This window comes from Delftia sp. WSY_22 (genome assembly GCF_043104185.1).
Classification (GTDB): domain Bacteria; phylum Pseudomonadota; class Gammaproteobacteria; order Burkholderiales; family Burkholderiaceae_C; genus Comamonas; species Comamonas tsuruhatensis.
In genome coordinates, this window is sequence record NZ_JBICKN010000057.1 from 48,965 (window position 1) to 64,411 (window position 15,447).

The 15,447-nt window shown below is 68.3% G+C and carries 15 protein-coding genes; 6 read left to right on the top strand and 9 right to left on the bottom strand.

The window, feature by feature from the left end; all coding sequences use genetic code 11:
• Window positions 1-22 precede the first annotated feature (22 nt).
• Window positions 23-1,522: an NAD-dependent succinate-semialdehyde dehydrogenase gene (locus tag ACF8NF_RS24190; RefSeq protein ID WP_392451399.1), complete on the top strand. Its 1,500-nt coding sequence runs from the start codon at window positions 23-25 to the stop codon at window positions 1,520-1,522.
• Between the two features lie 30 nt (window positions 1,523-1,552).
• Complete coding sequence (hpaI, locus tag ACF8NF_RS24195; protein WP_392451400.1) at window positions 1,553-2,359, top strand: 4-hydroxy-2-oxoheptanedioate aldolase; 807 nt, start codon at window positions 1,553-1,555, stop codon at window positions 2,357-2,359.
• Window position 2,360: 1 nt separating this feature from the next.
• Here hpaI and ACF8NF_RS24200 read toward each other — a convergent pair whose 3' ends face one another.
• From ACF8NF_RS24200 to ACF8NF_RS24235, 8 genes are all read right to left on the bottom strand, one after another.
• Complete coding sequence (locus ACF8NF_RS24200; protein WP_392451401.1) at window positions 2,361-2,693, bottom strand: DUF3325 family protein; 333 nt, start codon at window positions 2,691-2,693, stop codon at window positions 2,361-2,363.
• The gene (locus ACF8NF_RS24205; RefSeq protein WP_392451402.1) at window positions 2,690-4,333 is read right to left on the bottom strand and encodes a PepSY-associated TM helix domain-containing protein; all 1,644 of its coding nucleotides are present in this window, start codon (window positions 4,331-4,333) and stop codon (window positions 2,690-2,692) included. The genes ACF8NF_RS24200 and ACF8NF_RS24205 overlap by 4 nt, the downstream gene beginning before the upstream one ends.
• Window positions 4,330-4,656: a DUF3649 domain-containing protein gene (locus ACF8NF_RS24210; RefSeq protein ID WP_310037743.1), complete on the bottom strand. Its 327-nt coding sequence runs from the start codon at window positions 4,654-4,656 to the stop codon at window positions 4,330-4,332. The genes ACF8NF_RS24205 and ACF8NF_RS24210 overlap by 4 nt, the downstream gene beginning before the upstream one ends.
• A 255-nt stretch (window positions 4,657-4,911) precedes the next feature.
• Window positions 4,912-5,823 carry an O-acetylserine/cysteine exporter gene (locus tag ACF8NF_RS24215; protein ID WP_013803501.1) on the bottom strand — a complete coding sequence of 304 codons (912 nt, stop codon included), beginning with the start codon at window positions 5,821-5,823 and terminating at the stop codon, window positions 4,912-4,914.
• A 183-nt stretch (window positions 5,824-6,006) separates the two neighbouring features.
• Window positions 6,007-6,435, bottom strand: coding sequence for a DUF1641 domain-containing protein (locus ACF8NF_RS24220; RefSeq protein ID WP_012204259.1), 429 nt, complete (start codon window positions 6,433-6,435; stop codon window positions 6,007-6,009).
• A gap of 51 nt (window positions 6,436-6,486) precedes the next feature.
• On the bottom strand, window positions 6,487-7,677 hold the full coding sequence (locus tag ACF8NF_RS24225) for an FAD/NAD(P)-binding oxidoreductase (RefSeq protein ID WP_392451403.1): 1,191 nt from the start codon (window positions 7,675-7,677) through the stop codon (window positions 6,487-6,489).
• Between the two features lie 78 nt (window positions 7,678-7,755).
• Complete coding sequence (locus tag ACF8NF_RS24230) at window positions 7,756-8,355, bottom strand: TetR/AcrR family transcriptional regulator (protein ID WP_392451404.1); 600 nt, start codon at window positions 8,353-8,355, stop codon at window positions 7,756-7,758.
• An 82-nt stretch (window positions 8,356-8,437) separates the two neighbouring features.
• Window positions 8,438-9,406, bottom strand: a complete 969-nt coding sequence (locus ACF8NF_RS24235; RefSeq protein WP_016449747.1) for a LuxR C-terminal-related transcriptional regulator — start codon at window positions 9,404-9,406, stop codon at window positions 8,438-8,440.
• Window positions 9,407-9,580: 174 nt separating this feature from the next.
• Here ACF8NF_RS24235 and ACF8NF_RS24240 point away from each other — a divergent pair, with 174 nt between their 5' ends.
• From ACF8NF_RS24240 to ACF8NF_RS24250, 3 genes are all read left to right on the top strand, one after another.
• Window positions 9,581-11,245, top strand: coding sequence for a hypothetical protein (locus ACF8NF_RS24240; RefSeq protein WP_392451405.1), 1,665 nt, complete (start codon window positions 9,581-9,583; stop codon window positions 11,243-11,245).
• A gap of 201 nt (window positions 11,246-11,446) precedes the next feature.
• Complete coding sequence (locus ACF8NF_RS24245) at window positions 11,447-12,250, top strand: PhzF family phenazine biosynthesis protein (RefSeq protein ID WP_126311736.1); 804 nt, start codon at window positions 11,447-11,449, stop codon at window positions 12,248-12,250.
• Between the two features lie 38 nt (window positions 12,251-12,288).
• The gene (locus tag ACF8NF_RS24250; protein WP_392451406.1) at window positions 12,289-13,029 is read left to right on the top strand and encodes an SOS response-associated peptidase; all 741 of its coding nucleotides are present in this window, start codon (window positions 12,289-12,291) and stop codon (window positions 13,027-13,029) included.
• A 38-nt stretch (window positions 13,030-13,067) separates the two neighbouring features.
• Here the strand turns inward: ACF8NF_RS24250 and blaOXA are convergent, their stop codons facing one another.
• Window positions 13,068-13,868: a class D beta-lactamase gene (gene blaOXA / locus ACF8NF_RS24255; RefSeq protein ID WP_392451407.1), complete on the bottom strand. Its 801-nt coding sequence runs from the start codon at window positions 13,866-13,868 to the stop codon at window positions 13,068-13,070.
• A gap of 229 nt (window positions 13,869-14,097) precedes the next feature.
• On the opposite strand from blaOXA, the gene ACF8NF_RS24260 reads away from it, so the two are divergent.
• Window positions 14,098-15,438 (top strand): ammonium transporter, encoded by a 1,341-nt coding sequence (locus tag ACF8NF_RS24260; protein ID WP_392451408.1) that lies wholly within the window; start codon window positions 14,098-14,100, stop codon window positions 15,436-15,438.
• The last annotated feature ends 9 nt before the right edge of the window (window positions 15,439-15,447 follow it).

The window sequence follows — 15,447 nt, forward strand, 5'->3', positions numbered from 1 at the left end:
AACACCTGCATCCACCGACTCCATGCCACTGACCCTGACCCGCCCCGAGCTGCTGCGCAGCGCCAACTTCATCGCCGGCCAATGGACGACCGCGACTACCACTGCGACTGCCACGCCCGCCGCTCCCGCCCCGCGCCTGGCCGTGACCGACCCCGCCACGGGCGCACTGATCACCGAGGTGCCCGACTCCGGCGCCGCCGAGGCCCGCGCCGCGCTGGACGCCGCGCATGCCGCCTTCCCCGCCTGGCGCAAGACGCCCGCCAAACAGCGCGCCGCCATCATCAAGCGCTGGAACGGCCTGGTGCTGGCCCACCAGGACGACCTGGGCAGCCTCATCAGCCGCGAGCAGGGCAAGCCCCTGGCCGAGGGCAAGGGCGAGGTCGCCTACGCGGCCAGCTACATCGAATGGTTTGCCGAAGAGGCCACGCGCATGAACGGCGAGATCATTCCCGCGCCCGTGCCGGGCCGGCGCATGTTTGCGCTGCGCGAGCCCGTGGGCGTAGTGGCCGCCATCACGCCCTGGAACTTTCCGGCCGCCATGATCGCCCGCAAGATCGCGCCCGCGCTGGCCGCCGGCTGCACCGTGGTCTGCAAGCCCGCGGAAGACACGCCGCTGACCTCGCTGGCCCTGGTGCTGCTGGCCCAGGAGGCGGGCGTGCCGGCCGGCGTGCTCAACATCGTCACGGCCTCGCGCGAGAAGACGCCCGAGGTGGTGGATGTCTGGCTGGACGATGCGCGCGTGCGCAAGATCACCTTCACGGGATCCACGCCCGTGGGCAAGCACCTGGCGCGGCGCAGCGCCGACACGCTCAAGAAGCTCTCGCTGGAGCTGGGCGGCAATGCGCCCTTCATCGTCTTCGAGGATGCCGACATCGATGCCGCCGTCGACGGCTTCATGGCCGCCAAGTTCCGCAATGGCGGCCAGACCTGCGTGTGCCCCAACCGCGTCTTCGTGCACCGCAGCGTGCACGACACGTTCGCACAGAAGCTGGCCGCGCGCGTGGCCGCGCTGCACGTGGGCCCGGCCAGCGACCCGGCCTCGCAGATCGGCCCCATGATCAACGCGCGCGCCGTGGAAAAGATCGAGCGCCATGTGCAGGACGCCGTGGCGCGCGGCGCCAGGGTGCTCACGGGCGGCAGGCGCCTGGATGCCCTGGGCGCCAACTACTACGCGCCCACCGTGCTCACGGGCGCCGATGCCTCCATGGCCTGCGCCTGCGAGGAAACCTTCGGCCCCGTGGCGCCGCTCACCGTCTTCGACAGCGAGGACGAGGTCATCGCCGCCGCCAACGACACGCCCTTCGGCCTGGCCGCCTACTTCTACAGCAATGACGCACGCCGCATCTGGCGCATGGCCGATGCGTTGGAGACCGGCATCGTCGGCATCAACGAAGGCGCGCTGGCCGCCGAGGCAGCGCCCTTCGGCGGCGTCAAGGAATCGGGCTACGGCCGCGAGGGCTCCACCCACGGCCTGGACGACTACCTGCACACCAAGTACGTCTGCCAGGGCCTGCTGGACTGAATCTTTCCATCAACGAAATCACCGGACACCATGCCAGCCCATAACCCCTTCAAGACCGCCCTGGCCGCAGGCCAGCCTCGCATCGGCCTGTGGCTGTCCATGGCCGACCCCTACCTGGCCGAGGCGGCCGCCACCTGCGGCTATGACTGGCTGCTGATCGACGGCGAGCACGCGCCCAACGACGTGCGCAGCACCCTGGCCGCGCTGCAGGCCGTGGCCCCGCACCCGGCCCAGGCCGTGGTGCGCGTGGTCGAAGGCAGCACGGCCCTGATCAAGCAGATGCTGGACATAGGCGCCACCACCTTGCTAGTGCCCATGGTGGACACGGCCGAACAGGCGCGCGCCGTGGTGTCCGCCACGCGCTACCCGCCGCTGGGCGTGCGCGGCGTGGGCAGCGCCGTGGGCCGCGCATCGCAGTGGAGCGCACGCGCCGACTACCTGCAGGTGGCCGACGACGAGATCTGCCTGCTGGTGCAGGCCGAGACCGTGGCCGCGCTGCACAACCTTGAAGCCATCTGCGCGGTGGACGGCGTGCACGGCGTCTTCATCGGCCCCGCCGACCTGGCCGCCTCCATGGGCCACCGCGGCAACCCGGGCCACCCCGAAGTGCAGGCCGCCATCGAGGGCGCCATGAAGACCATCATCGCCAGCGGCAAGGCGGCCGGCACCCTGACCTCGGACCCCGCCCTGGCCAGCCGCTACCTGGACCTGGGCTGCAGCTTCGTGGCCGTGGGCGTGGATGTGCTGCTGTTTGCGAATGCGGCGCGCAGGCTGCGGGGGCAGTTCGATGATTCGCCGGTGGCCGCGCCTGCAAAGCAGGCAGCTGCCGCCTATTGAATCAGCCAGCCACCAGCCAGGCCAGCAGCCCCGCCGCCGCTGCAGCGGCCGCCACACGCCGCGCGAGCTGCGGCGCATAGGTCAGCAGCAGGCCCAGGGCCAGGGCCGCAAAGGTGAGCAGGCCCAGCCAGGCGGCCACGGCCACCGAGGCATTCCAGCGCAGCAGGCAGGGCGCCAGCGATAGGGCCAGCAGCGCGTGGCCGGCCAGCCGCCAGGCCTTCAGGCGCGCGGGCGCCAGGCCTTCGGTGCCCAGCTGGTCCTGGTGCCGGTCCATGGTCGCGGCGACGACGGCAAAGCCTGCAAAGGCCAGGCAAAGGGTGGCAAGAATCATCATGACGCGCGCTCCAGCGTGGAGGCATGGCTGGCGGCGCGGGCTTGCGTGCGGGGGGCTGCAGCCGCTGCCGGCTTGCCGCGCAGCAGCCACCAGGCCACCACGCCGTGGATGGCGGCCAGGCCCAGCATCAGCAGCTCGAAGCTGGCGATGCTCCACTGCCCGTTGGCCAGGGTCTGCACCAGCGATGCGCCGCCCGTCAGCAGGTTGAGCAGAGGCAGCAGCGCATACAGCACGGCGGCCAGCGCCATCTGCTGCAGCCAGGCATTGCGGTGCGAGACCCGCAGCGGATGCAGCAGGCACAGCAGCCAGATCAGGAAGAAGCCGTTGATCTCCCAATCACTGCGCGCCTGCATGGGCACGGGCAGCAGGCGGTTGAGCCAGAAGAAGCCGGCCACGGCCACCGACAGGCCCGCGATGGAGCCCACGTTGAGCACCTCCACCAGACGGTGGCCGAAGGGCGTGCGGCCCAGCTTGCGGCGCTCGGGCATGCGCTTGACCACCCACAGCACCATGCCGGACGCGGCCATGAAGGTGCCGACCACGCCGCTGAGCAGCAGCAGCCAGCGCGTGGCGGGCTCTGCAAAGCGGCCCAGGTGCACGCCGGTGATCACGTTGCCGGTGGCGCGCACCCAGGAGATGGCGGGCGCCTCGGGGCTGGCCTGCAACTGGCCGGTCACGCCGTCGAAGCGCAGGGTCTCGGACTGGCCGCGGTTGATGAGGCTCATGCCGCCGCCTTCGCGCAGCTCGACCACCGCGCGCGAGGTGCCGGGCGCGTTGACGGTGATGCTGCCCACGCCGTGCTCGGGCCAGCGGCGCGCGCCCTCGGCCAGCATGGGCGCGATGTCGGCCAGCGCGGCGGCCTGGCGCTCTTGTTTGCCACCACGCGCGCCAGGGCCCTGGTTGGCCGCCTGCCCGCGTGCACCGCGCACATCGGCGAAGTAGGCATTGGTGTCGCCGTTGTAGGCCGCCTGTATGCCCCAGGGCATGAGCATGAACATCAGCAGCACCAGTCCGCTGAAGGTGATGACGATGTGAAACGGCAGCGCCAGCACGGCCGTGGCGTTGTGCGCGTCCAGCCAGGAGCGCTGGCCCTTGCGCGGGCGGAAGGTGAAGAAGTCCGTGAAGATCTTCTTGTGCGTGATCACGCCCGTGATGATGGCCACGAACATCAGCATGGTGGCGAAGCCCACGATCCATCGGCCCCAGATGCGCGGCATGGCGTGCAGCTCGAAGTGGAAGCGGTAGAAGAAGTTGCCGGCGCGTGTATCGCGCGGCTCCAGCTTCTCGCCCGTGGCGGCGTCGATCTCGGCGCGCTTGGTGCCTGCGCGGCCCGTGGCGGCGCCGGGCTCGCGCCAGGATGCGGCCACCGCCACCTGGCGCGGGCCGGGCAGGCTCAGCGTCCAGGTCGTGGCCTCCGGCGCGATGCGCTGCATGGCCTCCAGTGCGCGCTGCGCGGTATCGGCATCCTGCACCGAGCCGTGCAGCTCGGGCCGCATCCAGTCGTTGATCTCGTCGCGGAAGTAGCTCAGGGTGCCCGTGAAGAACACCGCGTAGAGCAGCCAGCCCAGCAGCAGGCCGCTCCAGGTGTGCAGCCAGGACATGGACTGGCGCAGTCCCTCGGGTTTGCCGTCTGCCCTCATGGGGCGGCTCCGTTCGACAGCACCCAGGCCAGCAGTCCCAGGCCCGCGCCCGGCAGGCCGATCACGGCCCAGGCACGCCAGGCGCTGGCGCAGCCAAAGGCCCACATGGCCGCCACGGCGTAGATGATGAAGGCCAGCAGCGTCGAGCCCAGCGCCGCATCGGCCCGTTCCACGCCCAGCCAGACCATGGCGCGCGCGCCCGTGGCGGCGCAGGCGGCCGACAGCAGATAGCCGCCGCCGATCGCCGCCAAGGCGCGCGAGGCCACGGCCACGCGGTAGCGCAGCAGGGATGGAGAGGACCCTCCCGGGGTCGAGGCTTGCATGGGGATGACCTTTCTTGCGGATCGTTGCCTGTCATGGACGCCGCGGCCGCTGCAGACACCGCGCGCAGGCCCGGACGGACAAAGGCGCCACAACAGTTCAAGGTCTGTGCGGCGCCGGGCGTTGGCCGCGCGCTTGGAGCACGCCGCCTTTCAAAGAGCGGTAATGATAATGATTTCTATTACCCGAGTCATTTAAAGAAATGCAAAGCCGGCCTGCTGCCACCGGCCCCGACCATCCCCCTGGCGCCTGTTCCCCTATCGCGCCCGCCCCGCCAGCCAGCGCCCGCCGAACTGGTTGATCACCATGCCCGCCAGCACGGCCAGCGTGCCCATCCACTGCATGAAGGTGGGCCGCTCGCCCAGCAGCAGCATGGCCGAGACCAGGCCCACCACGGGCACCATCAGAGACAGCGGCGCCACCGTGCCGGCCGCATAGCGCTGCAGCAGGCGCGTCCACAGGCCGTAGCCCAGCAGCGTGGCCAGCAGCGCCAGGTACAGGATGGAGGCCACGGCGGTCAGGTCGATCCCCGCCAGTTGCTGCACGACCGTATCCGCGCCATCGGTCCAGACAGCCAGGGCCATCAGCGGCGCAATGGGGAAGATGCTGCTCCAGACGATGAAGGGGAAAGGCTCGTAGGGGCCGCTGCGCGCCGCATAGCGCGTGATCATGTTGGACACGGCCCACATGCAGGCTGCGCCCACGGTCAGCAAAAAGCCGGCCAGCGTCATGGCGTTGTCGCCCTCGCCATGGGCGCTGCCAATGGCAACCAGCCCGCCCAGCGATACCACCAGGCCCAGCCAATGCCACAGGCGCGCGGGCTCGCCCAGCAGGAAGGCGGCCAGCAGCAGCGTGACGAAGGCCTGCGTCTGCAGCACCACCGAGGCCATGCCCGCCGGCATGCCCAGCTTCAGGCCCAGGAACAGCATGCCGAACTGGCCCACGCCCTGCACCAGCCCATAGGCGGCCAGATAGCGCCAGCCCACCGACTTGGGCGGGCGCACGAACAGCAAAAAGGGCAGCGACGCCACCACGAAGCGCAGCGCGCTCAGCAGCATGGGCGACAGCGTCAGCAGACCGAACTTCATGGCCACGAAGTTGGTGCCCCAGATCAGGATGACCAGCAGCGCACGCGCCCAGTCGCCACGGCTCAGGTGCTGCGCGGTCATGCCCTGCCCTCGGTGCAGCGGGGCCTGCAATGGTCAGGGACAGCGGCCGGCAGCACCGGCAAGAAACAGGAAGAAGGCATGGCGGGCAATGGGCAAAAAGAAAGGGGCGGATCACATCCGCCCCCGGCGTTTGTACCACCGCAGCCCGTGCGCTGCCGGGCGGCCGTGGCTCGGCCCTGCGTTTCAGTCCGCCGCGTAGTCGATGGGATCGTGGGCATGCTGGCGCCCCAGCGCGCCGGCCATGGCCAGCATGAAGGCCAGGCCGCGCCGCACATCGGGCTCGCGTGCCATGCGCATCAGGCCGATCAGGGTGGGCGTTTCCTCCATGGCCTGCACCTGGGCCGCCGCCATGCGCGCGGCATTGCCCGCGGCCCAGGCCCCGCCCACGCCATCCTCGAAGGCCTTGGCGACCTTCTCGACCATGTAGTCGTCTGCCATGTCCACCAGGTCCGCCGTGGCCGACAGCAGATCGACCACGCGGTTCAGGCGCCGGCCCGCCAGCAGCGGCTCCAGCTTGCCCATCAGTTCGGCCAGCCCCTGCAGCGCGGCGTCGTCCTGCAGCAGGCCGCCGGCGGCGGGCTGCGCCACGGGAATGTCGGAAGCGATGTTCATCTCGGTGCTCCTTGTCTTCGTGCTTGGAATGACAATGCAAAGGCCCTGGCCTCAGACCAGGGCGCGGGCCACGGCCCAGTACATGCCGCGGTTGAAGCCCTTGCGCATCATGGAGCCGAGCTTGGTCGGCGGCGTGGGCTTGACGTCGACCTGGTAGTCGTACCAAAGCGGCATGCCGCCGTCCAGGCCCATCTGGGCGATGGCCACCACGCGCCCGTCGTAGGCATCGCTGGTGCGGCCGAAGCGGATCTGCGAGGCGATGTTGTTCACCACCACGGGCGACTGGTTGTGGCAGGCGCCGCCGGCCTTGCTCACCGGCAGGTCCACCGTATCGCCCAGCACATAGACATGGCTCTGGCCCAGCACCTGCATGGTCTCGTGGTCGGTGGGCAGCCAGCCCTCGCCGTCCTGCGCCTGCGACAGGCCGCAGTCGCGCACGGCCTGCACGGCGCGTATGGGCGGCGTGGCCATGAGGATGTCGAAGTCCTCGGCCTGGCCCTCCTCCGAGTGGGCCACCTTGGCCTCGGGGTCCACGCGCGCCAGCGTGAATCCGCGCTGGTGGCGAATGCCGCGCTGCTCGAACACCGTGGGCAGGATCTCGCAGGTGTCCTTCTGCAGGAACAGGCAGTTGCGCAGCAGCTGCGAGACCGTGGGATAGGTGTAGACGATCTCCACCTTGTCGCGCACGCCGCGCCGGCGCAGCAGGTCGTCCAGCATCAGCGTGGTCTCTATGGGCGCGATGCCGCACTGGTGCGGCACATTGGGCGTCTTGGGAAAGGTGACGGTGACGAAGATGCGGCCCTTTTCTATGCGCGCCAGCTTGTCGGCCAGTTGCCGCGCGGGCGCGTGCTGGTAGAAGTGGTCGCCGGCCTCGGCCAGGCCTTCGATGCGCTCGGGCGAAGGCACGCAGCCCGTGGAGATCACCAGGTGGTCGTAGCCGAAGCGCTTGCCGCTCTTGCAGTGCACGGCCTGCAGCGCGAAGTCGAAGCGTTCCACTTCTTCCACCTGGAAGTCGATCTCGGGCCGCAGCAGGCCGCGCTGCCTGCGCCGCAGCTCGTCGCGGAAGAAGGCATTGAAGGCCACGTACATGAAGGCCGGCTTGTAGTAGTGCCAGGGCGAGTTCGACAGCATGGTGATGCGCACCTTGCCCGTGACCACCTCCGGATACAGCTTGCTGACCAGGTGGTTGGCGGTCATGGTGCCGCCAATGCCCCCTCCGATGATCAAGATGTGATGCGCCATCCCTGCTACTCCTTGTGCTTTCGCCTCAGTGGAACAACCGCTGGCGCCGCACGGCGCCCGCGCCGGAAAATGCGCCGCTCAGTCAGGCTTGAGCGATCGCCACACCCCGTCCCAGAGCGCGTCGAACAGGGGCTCTATGGGCGTGTCGATGATGCCGTCCAGCCGCAGGCAGATCATGCGGATCGCGCTGCCGTACATCAGGCTGGCCGCCACCATGGGCTCCATCTGGCGGATCTCGCCATCGGTCATGCCGGCGAACACGAAGCCGCGCATGCGCACGAAGGCCGAGGCCGAGCAGATGGCCTGCTCGTCGGGCAGAAACTCACGGTGGCGCGCATTGACCACGAAGCCCATGGCCTCGGGCTCGGCCTCGGCCAGCCCGAACAGCATGCGCAGCACCTCGCTGCAGCGCTGGGCGCTGCCCGCGTGCCGCTCCTCGATATCGTCGAGCAGCACATTCATGCGCGCCAGCAAATGCCGGTACAGCTCGCGCGCAATGCCTTCCTTGTCGGCAAAGTGGTTGTAGAAGAAACCGATGGACACGCCGGCCTCGGCGCACAGGTCCTGTATCGAGGTATTGAAGAAGCCCCGCTCCACGAACAGCCTGAGCGCCACGCGCAGCGTCTGTACATGGCGCGAACCCGCATGCGGAAAGAAGGTCCAGGCCTCGTCTTGCATGGGAAATGATCGTAGAACGAATCTTCATTCTATTTTTCACAAGCACGTGCAAACTACACCAGGGTTTTCCTGGACCTTGGCCTCAATCCATCAGCCGGAGTGCCTCGGCAAGCGATGCCACGTTGGCAATGCCCAGCTTTTCGTAGATGGAGCGGATCTGATTGCGCACCGTGGCAGGAGCACGCTGGAGTTGGACTGCAATCTGCTTGTGGGTCAGGCCCCGGACCACAAGCCGGGCAACCGTGGCTTCGCGGGGGGACAGCCCGTCGGCTGCGCACCGGGGGCGCGCTCGCAACCACAGCAGACCGTGCTGCGTGAACAGCGTGATGACCAGGGTGTGGGCCACCAGACGATGGGCGCCGCCCTGTGCCGCAGTCTGCACGGCCGCAGGCAGGCGAGGACCTTGCCAGCCCGGCCATTCGGCGCGCAAGGCGTGCTCGAAGACGACGTCCATGTGGTGGATGATGCCGCGCGGGTCTGCCAGTGCCGAGCCCAACCGATCACGGGCCAGGCCCTGCCGAAGCTGCCCCAGATGCGTGAGGCGGTTGAGTTCCAGCGCCTGCTGCACATGGGGCAGCAGCGCGGCCAGCAGTTGGCGCTCGCCCTCGGTGCAATGCGCATCCGTGCGGGCGCGAAACAGCGTGAGCCAGCGCGTGTAAAGAGTGCTCGGGTTCAGCATCCCGCCGATGAAGAAGTGCGACTGCTCGAAGCGCCTGCCGTAGTCGCGCAGCGCCCCCTGATGCCGGCCACTGAACCAGGTCCTCGCTTCGAAGGCCAGCGTCTCGCTGGGATGCATGGTGACGGCCTGCGCCGCCGTGTCCAGGTGCTTGACCTCTTCATAGGCCTGCAGCATTTCGGGTGGCTGCCGATGAAGGTGGATGGTGTGGATATCGATGCCGGCCGCCGTCATGGTGGCCGAGCCCCACATGGCCGAGTCGAAGGGCAGCACGGGTTTGAGCAGGTCCAGCGCCTGGTCCTGGAAATGTTCGACAGGCTGCTCGTGCGATAGCCGGTAGAGGTTCAGCAGCAGGTGGTTGTATGCAGCGTCCATGGCGGCTTGCCTGCCTCTCTTCGATACGTTGAGATCGACTGCACGGGCGGGTGTTGCGCGAGCGTGCCCTCTTGCCCCACCCCGGCAGCGCTTCAGGATAGTGCAATTGCATCATTTTGTTTGTTGCGTGTCACACATAGAGTTGGCTTGCCACCCACATCCTGTACCGACACCATGCAAATCCACCCCAGTGCATCCACTTCCTTTCCCGCCGTGCGCCCTTTGCTGCTGTGCGGCCTTGTTGCAAGCCTCTATGCCTGTGGAGGAGGCAGCGGCGGCACCGACAGCGGCGGGGGCACCGGCGGCGGCACCGTGACACAGCCGGCCATCACGCTGTCAGGCACCGTCGCCATCGACCAGGCCGTGCGCAACGCTGCAGTCTGCGTGGATCTGAACGCCAATGCAGCCTGCGACACGGGCGAGCCCAGCGCAGCGGCCACCGGCAGCGACGGCACGTTCAGCCTGACCTATCAACCCGGCGATGCGGCAGCCACCGCTGCCTTCAACCAGGCTCCCGTGCTGGCTCGCATCACACCCGAATCCGTGGACGCTGCGGACCCCACCAGCACCGCCACAGCCAAGGCGTTCGTGCTGTCTGCACCGGCTGGCAAATCCGCGCAGATCAATCCACTGACCAGCCTGGTGCAAAAGGCCATCGCGGCCGGCACGGCCAGGGAAGTGGCCGAGGCTGCAGTGGCCCGCCAGCTCGGCATCGACGCCGCCAGGATCTACGACTACCAGAGCGACGCGGCCTCCAGTGCCGCCGTGCTTGCGGATACCGCGCGCACAGCCGCCAAGGTCACCGCCTACGCGCTTGAGTTGGGCGTGCCTATCCAGGTGACGGCACCTGGCGCAGCGGCCGTGGCATCGAACCAACTGGCGTTCCTGAACTATGGCAACGCGCAGAACTACTCCGTGCGTGAACGCAGGTCCGACGGCGTCGTCCAGGCAGACGGCTTTGCCCACCAGTTCGAGACACGCAGCGGAAAAACCAACGGTGCACCCAGTACGCAGGAAGCGCTGTTCCCGTCCGTCACGCTCACCAGCACCGGATGGACGCGCTGCGACAGTTCCGTTGCGCGCCTGACGACACAGGGGGTTCCTTCGCGCACACTGCTGTGCAACCAGTCCACCGCCTACCTGGGCTTTACCACCGCTTCGCAGGACGTCAGCGGCAAGCCCATGGCCGAAGTCATCACGCAATTGCGTGCCGGAGACACAACGCTGCAGGCCGAGGGCATCCGCCATGACCGCTCCATCGAAATGGACCCTGCCACGCTGGGCTCGGCCGTCTTCCCGCAGGGCGCACAGATGCGCACTGCACTGTCGGTGCAGTTGAACCGGTCGCCGGCCTTCATCAACAACACGGCCACGGACCGCTTCGGCTTCGCCACGCTGGAAGCCATGATTGCCGGCCGCCCGGCCAGCGCGGTGAACCTGTCGACTCCAGCCACCGTGCGCGCCTCGACAGTCGGGGCGGCGGGGCCGGTCGATGCCAACCATGTGTTGCGCGTGGCCTTCATCGATGCGGCCAACGCCCAGTTCTACAGCTGTGAGTCCACCCATCCGGCCTACAGCGATCTGGGCGCCTGCACCGTGCATTCGCAAAGCGCCTACACCCTCTCCACCTCCCAGGGCGTGCGCCTGCTGAGCTTTGCCGACTTCCCTGGCAAGACCTTCATGCAAGGCGTGACGCGGGGCTATACGGAATTCGACGGCAGCGTATTCGGCTATCGCCTGCCTGCCGCCATTGCCAGCGAAGACCAGGCGCTCAGCTATTCCACCCGGCTGAACGGCGTGGCCTGGGCTGCCATGAAAACGGTTCTGGGCATTGAGTGAGCCTTGCAGCCGGGAGCGGGCATTTCAAGCAAGGGATGGGGCGAGGCATCCCACGCGGCGCCCCGCAGCCGCGTGGGACGGCATGCCGGGCATGCATGCCTCAACTCCATCCTGCCGGACCGTAGAATCCGCGCGCAGCCATTGGAGACAGAGACAACAATGACGGGCTGCACACGAATCCGACCCAAAGGCCTTTTGCAAATGCAACTCCCCATCCACGTCATAGACGCATTCACATCGGAACGATTCAAGGGCAATCAGGCCGCCGTCATTCCCCTGGATGCATGGCTTGCCGATTCCACGCTGCAGGCCATTGCCGCCGAGAACAATCTTTCGGAGACCTCGTTCCTGGTCTGGAGTGCCGAGCGCGCTGCCTTCGAGATCCGCTGGTTCTCCCCGCTCACGGAGATCGCGTTCTGCGGCCATGCCACGCTGGCAAGCGCCTTCGTGCTGTTCGAGGCCGACCCGGCGCTGCGCAGCATCACGTTCTGGGCCGCCGCCGTGGGCAAGGTCACGGCCACGCAGGAGGATGGCGGACGCATCGTCATGACCTTCCCGCGCCGCGATGCCAAGCCGCTGGATGAGGTGCCCGCCGCACTGCGCGAAGGCCTGACGCCCGCACCCACGGCCTATCTCGTGAACCAGCAGGCCTACGTGGCCGTCTACGCAACCGAAGACCAGGTGCGAGCCGTCAAGCCGGACCTGGAGCGCCTCAAATCGCTGGGCCCGCTGGACGTGGTGGTGACGGCGCCTGCGGATGCGGGCGCCTCCCATGACTTCGTCAGCCGCTATTTCTGGCCCGCCAATGGCGGCGAGGAAGACCCGGTCACGGGCTCCATCCATGCGGCGCTTGCGCCCTACTGGGCGGGCAGGCTGGGCAAGAGCCGCCTGGTCGGCCACCAGGCCTCGCGCCGCACGGGCACGCTGTTTTGCGAGGTGACCGATGCCAGCGTCGAGGTGGCCGGCCATTGCGCGCGTTATCTGACCGGGACCATTACCGTCTGACGCCCGACTTTGCGCTGGCACGCAGGTACCATCCGCGCATGAGTACCCACTACGAATCACTGTCGCAAGCCGACGCCTACCGCGAAGCCTTCGGCGTGGAGGCGCCTGCCGCCAGCGAGCGCAACATGACACCGCGCAAGTCCGGCTTTTTCATCCGCAGCGTCGCCGTGGCCGCGGATGCCGCCACCGAACAGCAAGAACCCTCCGCTTCCGACACACCGCCCGCGCCTGCGGCACCGCCCGCACGCGAGCTGGTTGCCGCCCAATGGGGCCTGGTGCCGCACTGGGTGAAGTCGGCCTCCGATGGACGGCTGCGCGCGCTCAAGCTGGTGAATGCGCGTTCGGAGACCGTCTCCACGGCCCAGGCCTTCCGCGATGCCTGGCTCAATGGCCAGCGCTGCATCGTGCCCATGGCCGCCTTTTTCGAGGATGACTACCGCAACGGCAAGGCCCTGCCCACGCGCATCTCGCGCATCGACGGCAAGCCCATGGGCGTGGCCGGCGTGTGGGCGCAGTGGACGGGCCCGGATGGCGAGGTGCTGCTGAGCTACGCCCTGCTCACGGTCAACGCCAACAGCCATGCGCTGCTGCACCGCTACCAGCAGCCCGGCGCGGAAAAGCGCATGCCGGCGATTCTCAACGAAGGCGCCTACGACGCCTGGCTCAACGCGCGCGTGGAAAAGGCGCGCGAGTTCATGCGCCAGTACCCCTCCAACTGGCTCACCGCCAACCCCGTGGAGCGCAAGGCCGACAAGCGGCCTCCAGGCCTGATGGGCTGATGGGCTGATGGGCTGACGCATGGGCCTTGTCCCGCGCGCTACGGCGCCTTGGGCAACGCGTTGATGGAGCGCAGGATGTCGCGCGTGATGCCCTGGCGCTTGGGCAGGTCGGCCAGCCGGTGGGGCGTGTCCATGTTCATGGCGAAGAACACGGGGCCGGCCGGCCATTCCACCCAGCCCACCCACCAGCCGATACGGCCCGTCCAGCCGGTTTTGGCGCGCAGTATCCAGTCGGTGCCGGCCTCGTTGATCATCACGTCCTTCACCAGCCGCTGGTGTTCCACCGGCAATGGCAGCCGATTGCGGTACAGCTGCTGCAGGAAGGCGACCTGCTCCAGCGCCGAGATGGCCAGGTCGCCCTCCACCCAGAAAGGCGCCTCGCCCGTGGCCAGCGCATTGCCGTAGTCGATCTTGCGCATGTAGGCAGCCTCGCGCGCGCTGCCCAGTTCCCCGGCAAAGCGTTCGTACACCCAGACGGTGGAGTTGCGCATGGCCGAGCGCAGGTCCTGATCGGCATTCCAGGCCGGCAACTGGCGCTTCACGCCATCCCAGGCAATGCGCTGGAATTCATCCCGCACCAGCCCGGCGTCCAGCGCGAACAGGCTGTGCGGGATCTTGAAGGTGGAAGCGGGCGAGTAGCGCCGCGCCGCGCGTTCACGGTTGTGGACGTAGACGGCTTCGGCCGGGCCTCTGGCATCGACCACGACGATGCTGCCATCGACCTTGGCATCGGCAAAAAAGCGGGCCCACTCGGGCCTGTCCTGCAGTTCGGCAGCCGCCAGCGCCGCCTGTGACAGACAGGCGAGCAGCGCGGCGCACATCAGATTTCCTCGATTCATGCCGGCAGTTTAAGAGCTGCACCACCGCACGCCGATGGTGCACCGCCCGCCCGGCTGCCCTGTTTTGACTCGCGGTTTTCCCGTTTTGGTGTTCCGGCTGCATCGCACGGCCCCCAAGGGCCCCGTCTGCGCTGGCACGACTTGTGCAAGGCCGCTGCAGGCCGGCCAATGCAGCCATGGCGGCAAGGGCAGACGGCCCCATGACCACAACAAACAAGGGAGTCATTGCATGCACAGGTGCGCACGGGCATTGAGAACATTGGTGGCGGGAGGATGGGTTGCGGTCCTGGGTGCGGCGCAGGCGGCGCAGGCGGCCGAGCAGGCGATCACGCGGCCGTCGCTGGTGGCGGCGGACTCCATCAGCGCCGTGGACACGGTCTGGCTGATGACGGCCACGGTGCTGGTGCTGCTGATGACGCTGCCCGGCATTGCGCTGTTCTATGCGGGCATGGTGCGCCGCAAGAACGTGCTCAACACCATGGCCAGCGTGGTGGCGATTACCTGCCTGGTCAGCATTCTGTGGTTTGCACTGGGCTATTCGCTGGCCTTCACGCCCGGCAATGCGTGGATAGGCGGTGATTCGCGCGCCTGGTTCGCGGGGCTGGATTTCAACGCCGCCAAGGGCCTGGTGGCCGTGAGCCACCTGGCGCCGCATGTGCCCGAAGCAGCCTATGCGATGTTCCAGCTGGCCTTTGCCGTGATCACCGCCGCCTTGCTGGTGGGCGCCTGGGTGGAGCGCATGCGCTTCGGTGCCATGCTGATCTTCGTGGGCTTGTGGAGCCTGCTGGTCTATGCACCGGTGGCGCACTGGGTGTGGGAGCCGGGCGGCTGGCTGGCGCGCATGGGCGCGCTGGACTTTGCCGGGGGCACCGTGGTGCATGTGAACGCGGGCGTGGCCGGGCTGGTCTGCGCCTGGTTCCTGCGGCCGCGCCGCGGCTACGGGCACGAGCCCTTCGAGCCCTACAACCTGGCCCTGACCATGATGGGCGCGGCGCTGCTGTGGATGGGCTGGTTCGGCTTCAACGCCGGCTCATCGCTGGCCGGGGACAGCCGGGCGGCGCTGGCGCTGGCCGTCACCCACATTGCCGCCAGCGCGGGCGCCCTGGCCTGGTCGCTGGCCGAGTACGTGGTGCGCGGCAAGGCCACGCTGCTGGGCCTGTGCTCGGGGCTGGTCGGCGGCCTGGTGGCGATCACGCCGGCAGCCGGTTTCGTGACGCCGCTGTCGGCGCTGTGCATCGGCTCGATGGCCGGTGTCGCCTGCTATTGGGGCGCAACGGGGCTCAAGCGGCTGCTGGGCGCGGACGATTCGCTGGATGTGTTTGGCGTGCATGGCGTGGGCGGCATCGTGGGCTCGCTGCTGACCGGCGTGTTTGCCAGCCCGCAGATCGGCGGCGTGCAGGCCAGCGTGCTCACCCAGGCGGTGAGCGTGCTGGCCGTGGCCTTGTTCACGCTGGTGGCCACGGCGGTGCTGCTGTGGCTGCTGGACATGCTGATCGGCCTGCGCGTGGATGAGGAAAGCGAACTGCAGGGCCTGGACCTGGCGCTGCACCGCGAACGCCTGAGTGGATGAACGGCCGGG

Bases quoted from the DNA above. Each gene is read 5' to 3' on its own strand.
- ACF8NF_RS24190 (WP_392451399.1), top strand. From the start codon at position 23: ATGCCACTGACCCTGACCCGCCCCGAGCTGCTGCGCAGCGCCAACTTC.
- hpaI (WP_392451400.1), top strand. From the start codon at position 1,553: ATGCCAGCCCATAACCCCTTCAAGACCGCCCTGGCCGCAGGCCAGCCT.
- ACF8NF_RS24200 (WP_392451401.1), bottom strand. From the start codon at position 2,693: ATGATGATTCTTGCCACCCTTTGCCTGGCCTTTGCAGGCTTTGCCGTC.
- ACF8NF_RS24205 (WP_392451402.1), bottom strand. From the start codon at position 4,333: ATGAGGGCAGACGGCAAACCCGAGGGACTGCGCCAGTCCATGTCCTGG.
- ACF8NF_RS24210 (WP_310037743.1), bottom strand. From the start codon at position 4,656: ATGCAAGCCTCGACCCCGGGAGGGTCCTCTCCATCCCTGCTGCGCTAC.
- ACF8NF_RS24215 (WP_013803501.1), bottom strand. From the start codon at position 5,823: ATGACCGCGCAGCACCTGAGCCGTGGCGACTGGGCGCGTGCGCTGCTG.
- ACF8NF_RS24220 (WP_012204259.1), bottom strand. From the start codon at position 6,435: ATGAACATCGCTTCCGACATTCCCGTGGCGCAGCCCGCCGCCGGCGGC.
- ACF8NF_RS24225 (WP_392451403.1), bottom strand. From the start codon at position 7,677: ATGGCGCATCACATCTTGATCATCGGAGGGGGCATTGGCGGCACCATG.
- ACF8NF_RS24230 (WP_392451404.1), bottom strand. From the start codon at position 8,355: ATGCAAGACGAGGCCTGGACCTTCTTTCCGCATGCGGGTTCGCGCCAT.
- ACF8NF_RS24235 (WP_016449747.1), bottom strand. From the start codon at position 9,406: ATGGACGCTGCATACAACCACCTGCTGCTGAACCTCTACCGGCTATCG.
- ACF8NF_RS24240 (WP_392451405.1), top strand. From the start codon at position 9,581: ATGCAAATCCACCCCAGTGCATCCACTTCCTTTCCCGCCGTGCGCCCT.
- ACF8NF_RS24245 (WP_126311736.1), top strand. From the start codon at position 11,447: ATGCAACTCCCCATCCACGTCATAGACGCATTCACATCGGAACGATTC.
- ACF8NF_RS24250 (WP_392451406.1), top strand. From the start codon at position 12,289: ATGAGTACCCACTACGAATCACTGTCGCAAGCCGACGCCTACCGCGAA.
- blaOXA (WP_392451407.1), bottom strand. From the start codon at position 13,868: ATGAATCGAGGAAATCTGATGTGCGCCGCGCTGCTCGCCTGTCTGTCA.
- ACF8NF_RS24260 (WP_392451408.1), top strand. From the start codon at position 14,098: ATGCACAGGTGCGCACGGGCATTGAGAACATTGGTGGCGGGAGGATGG.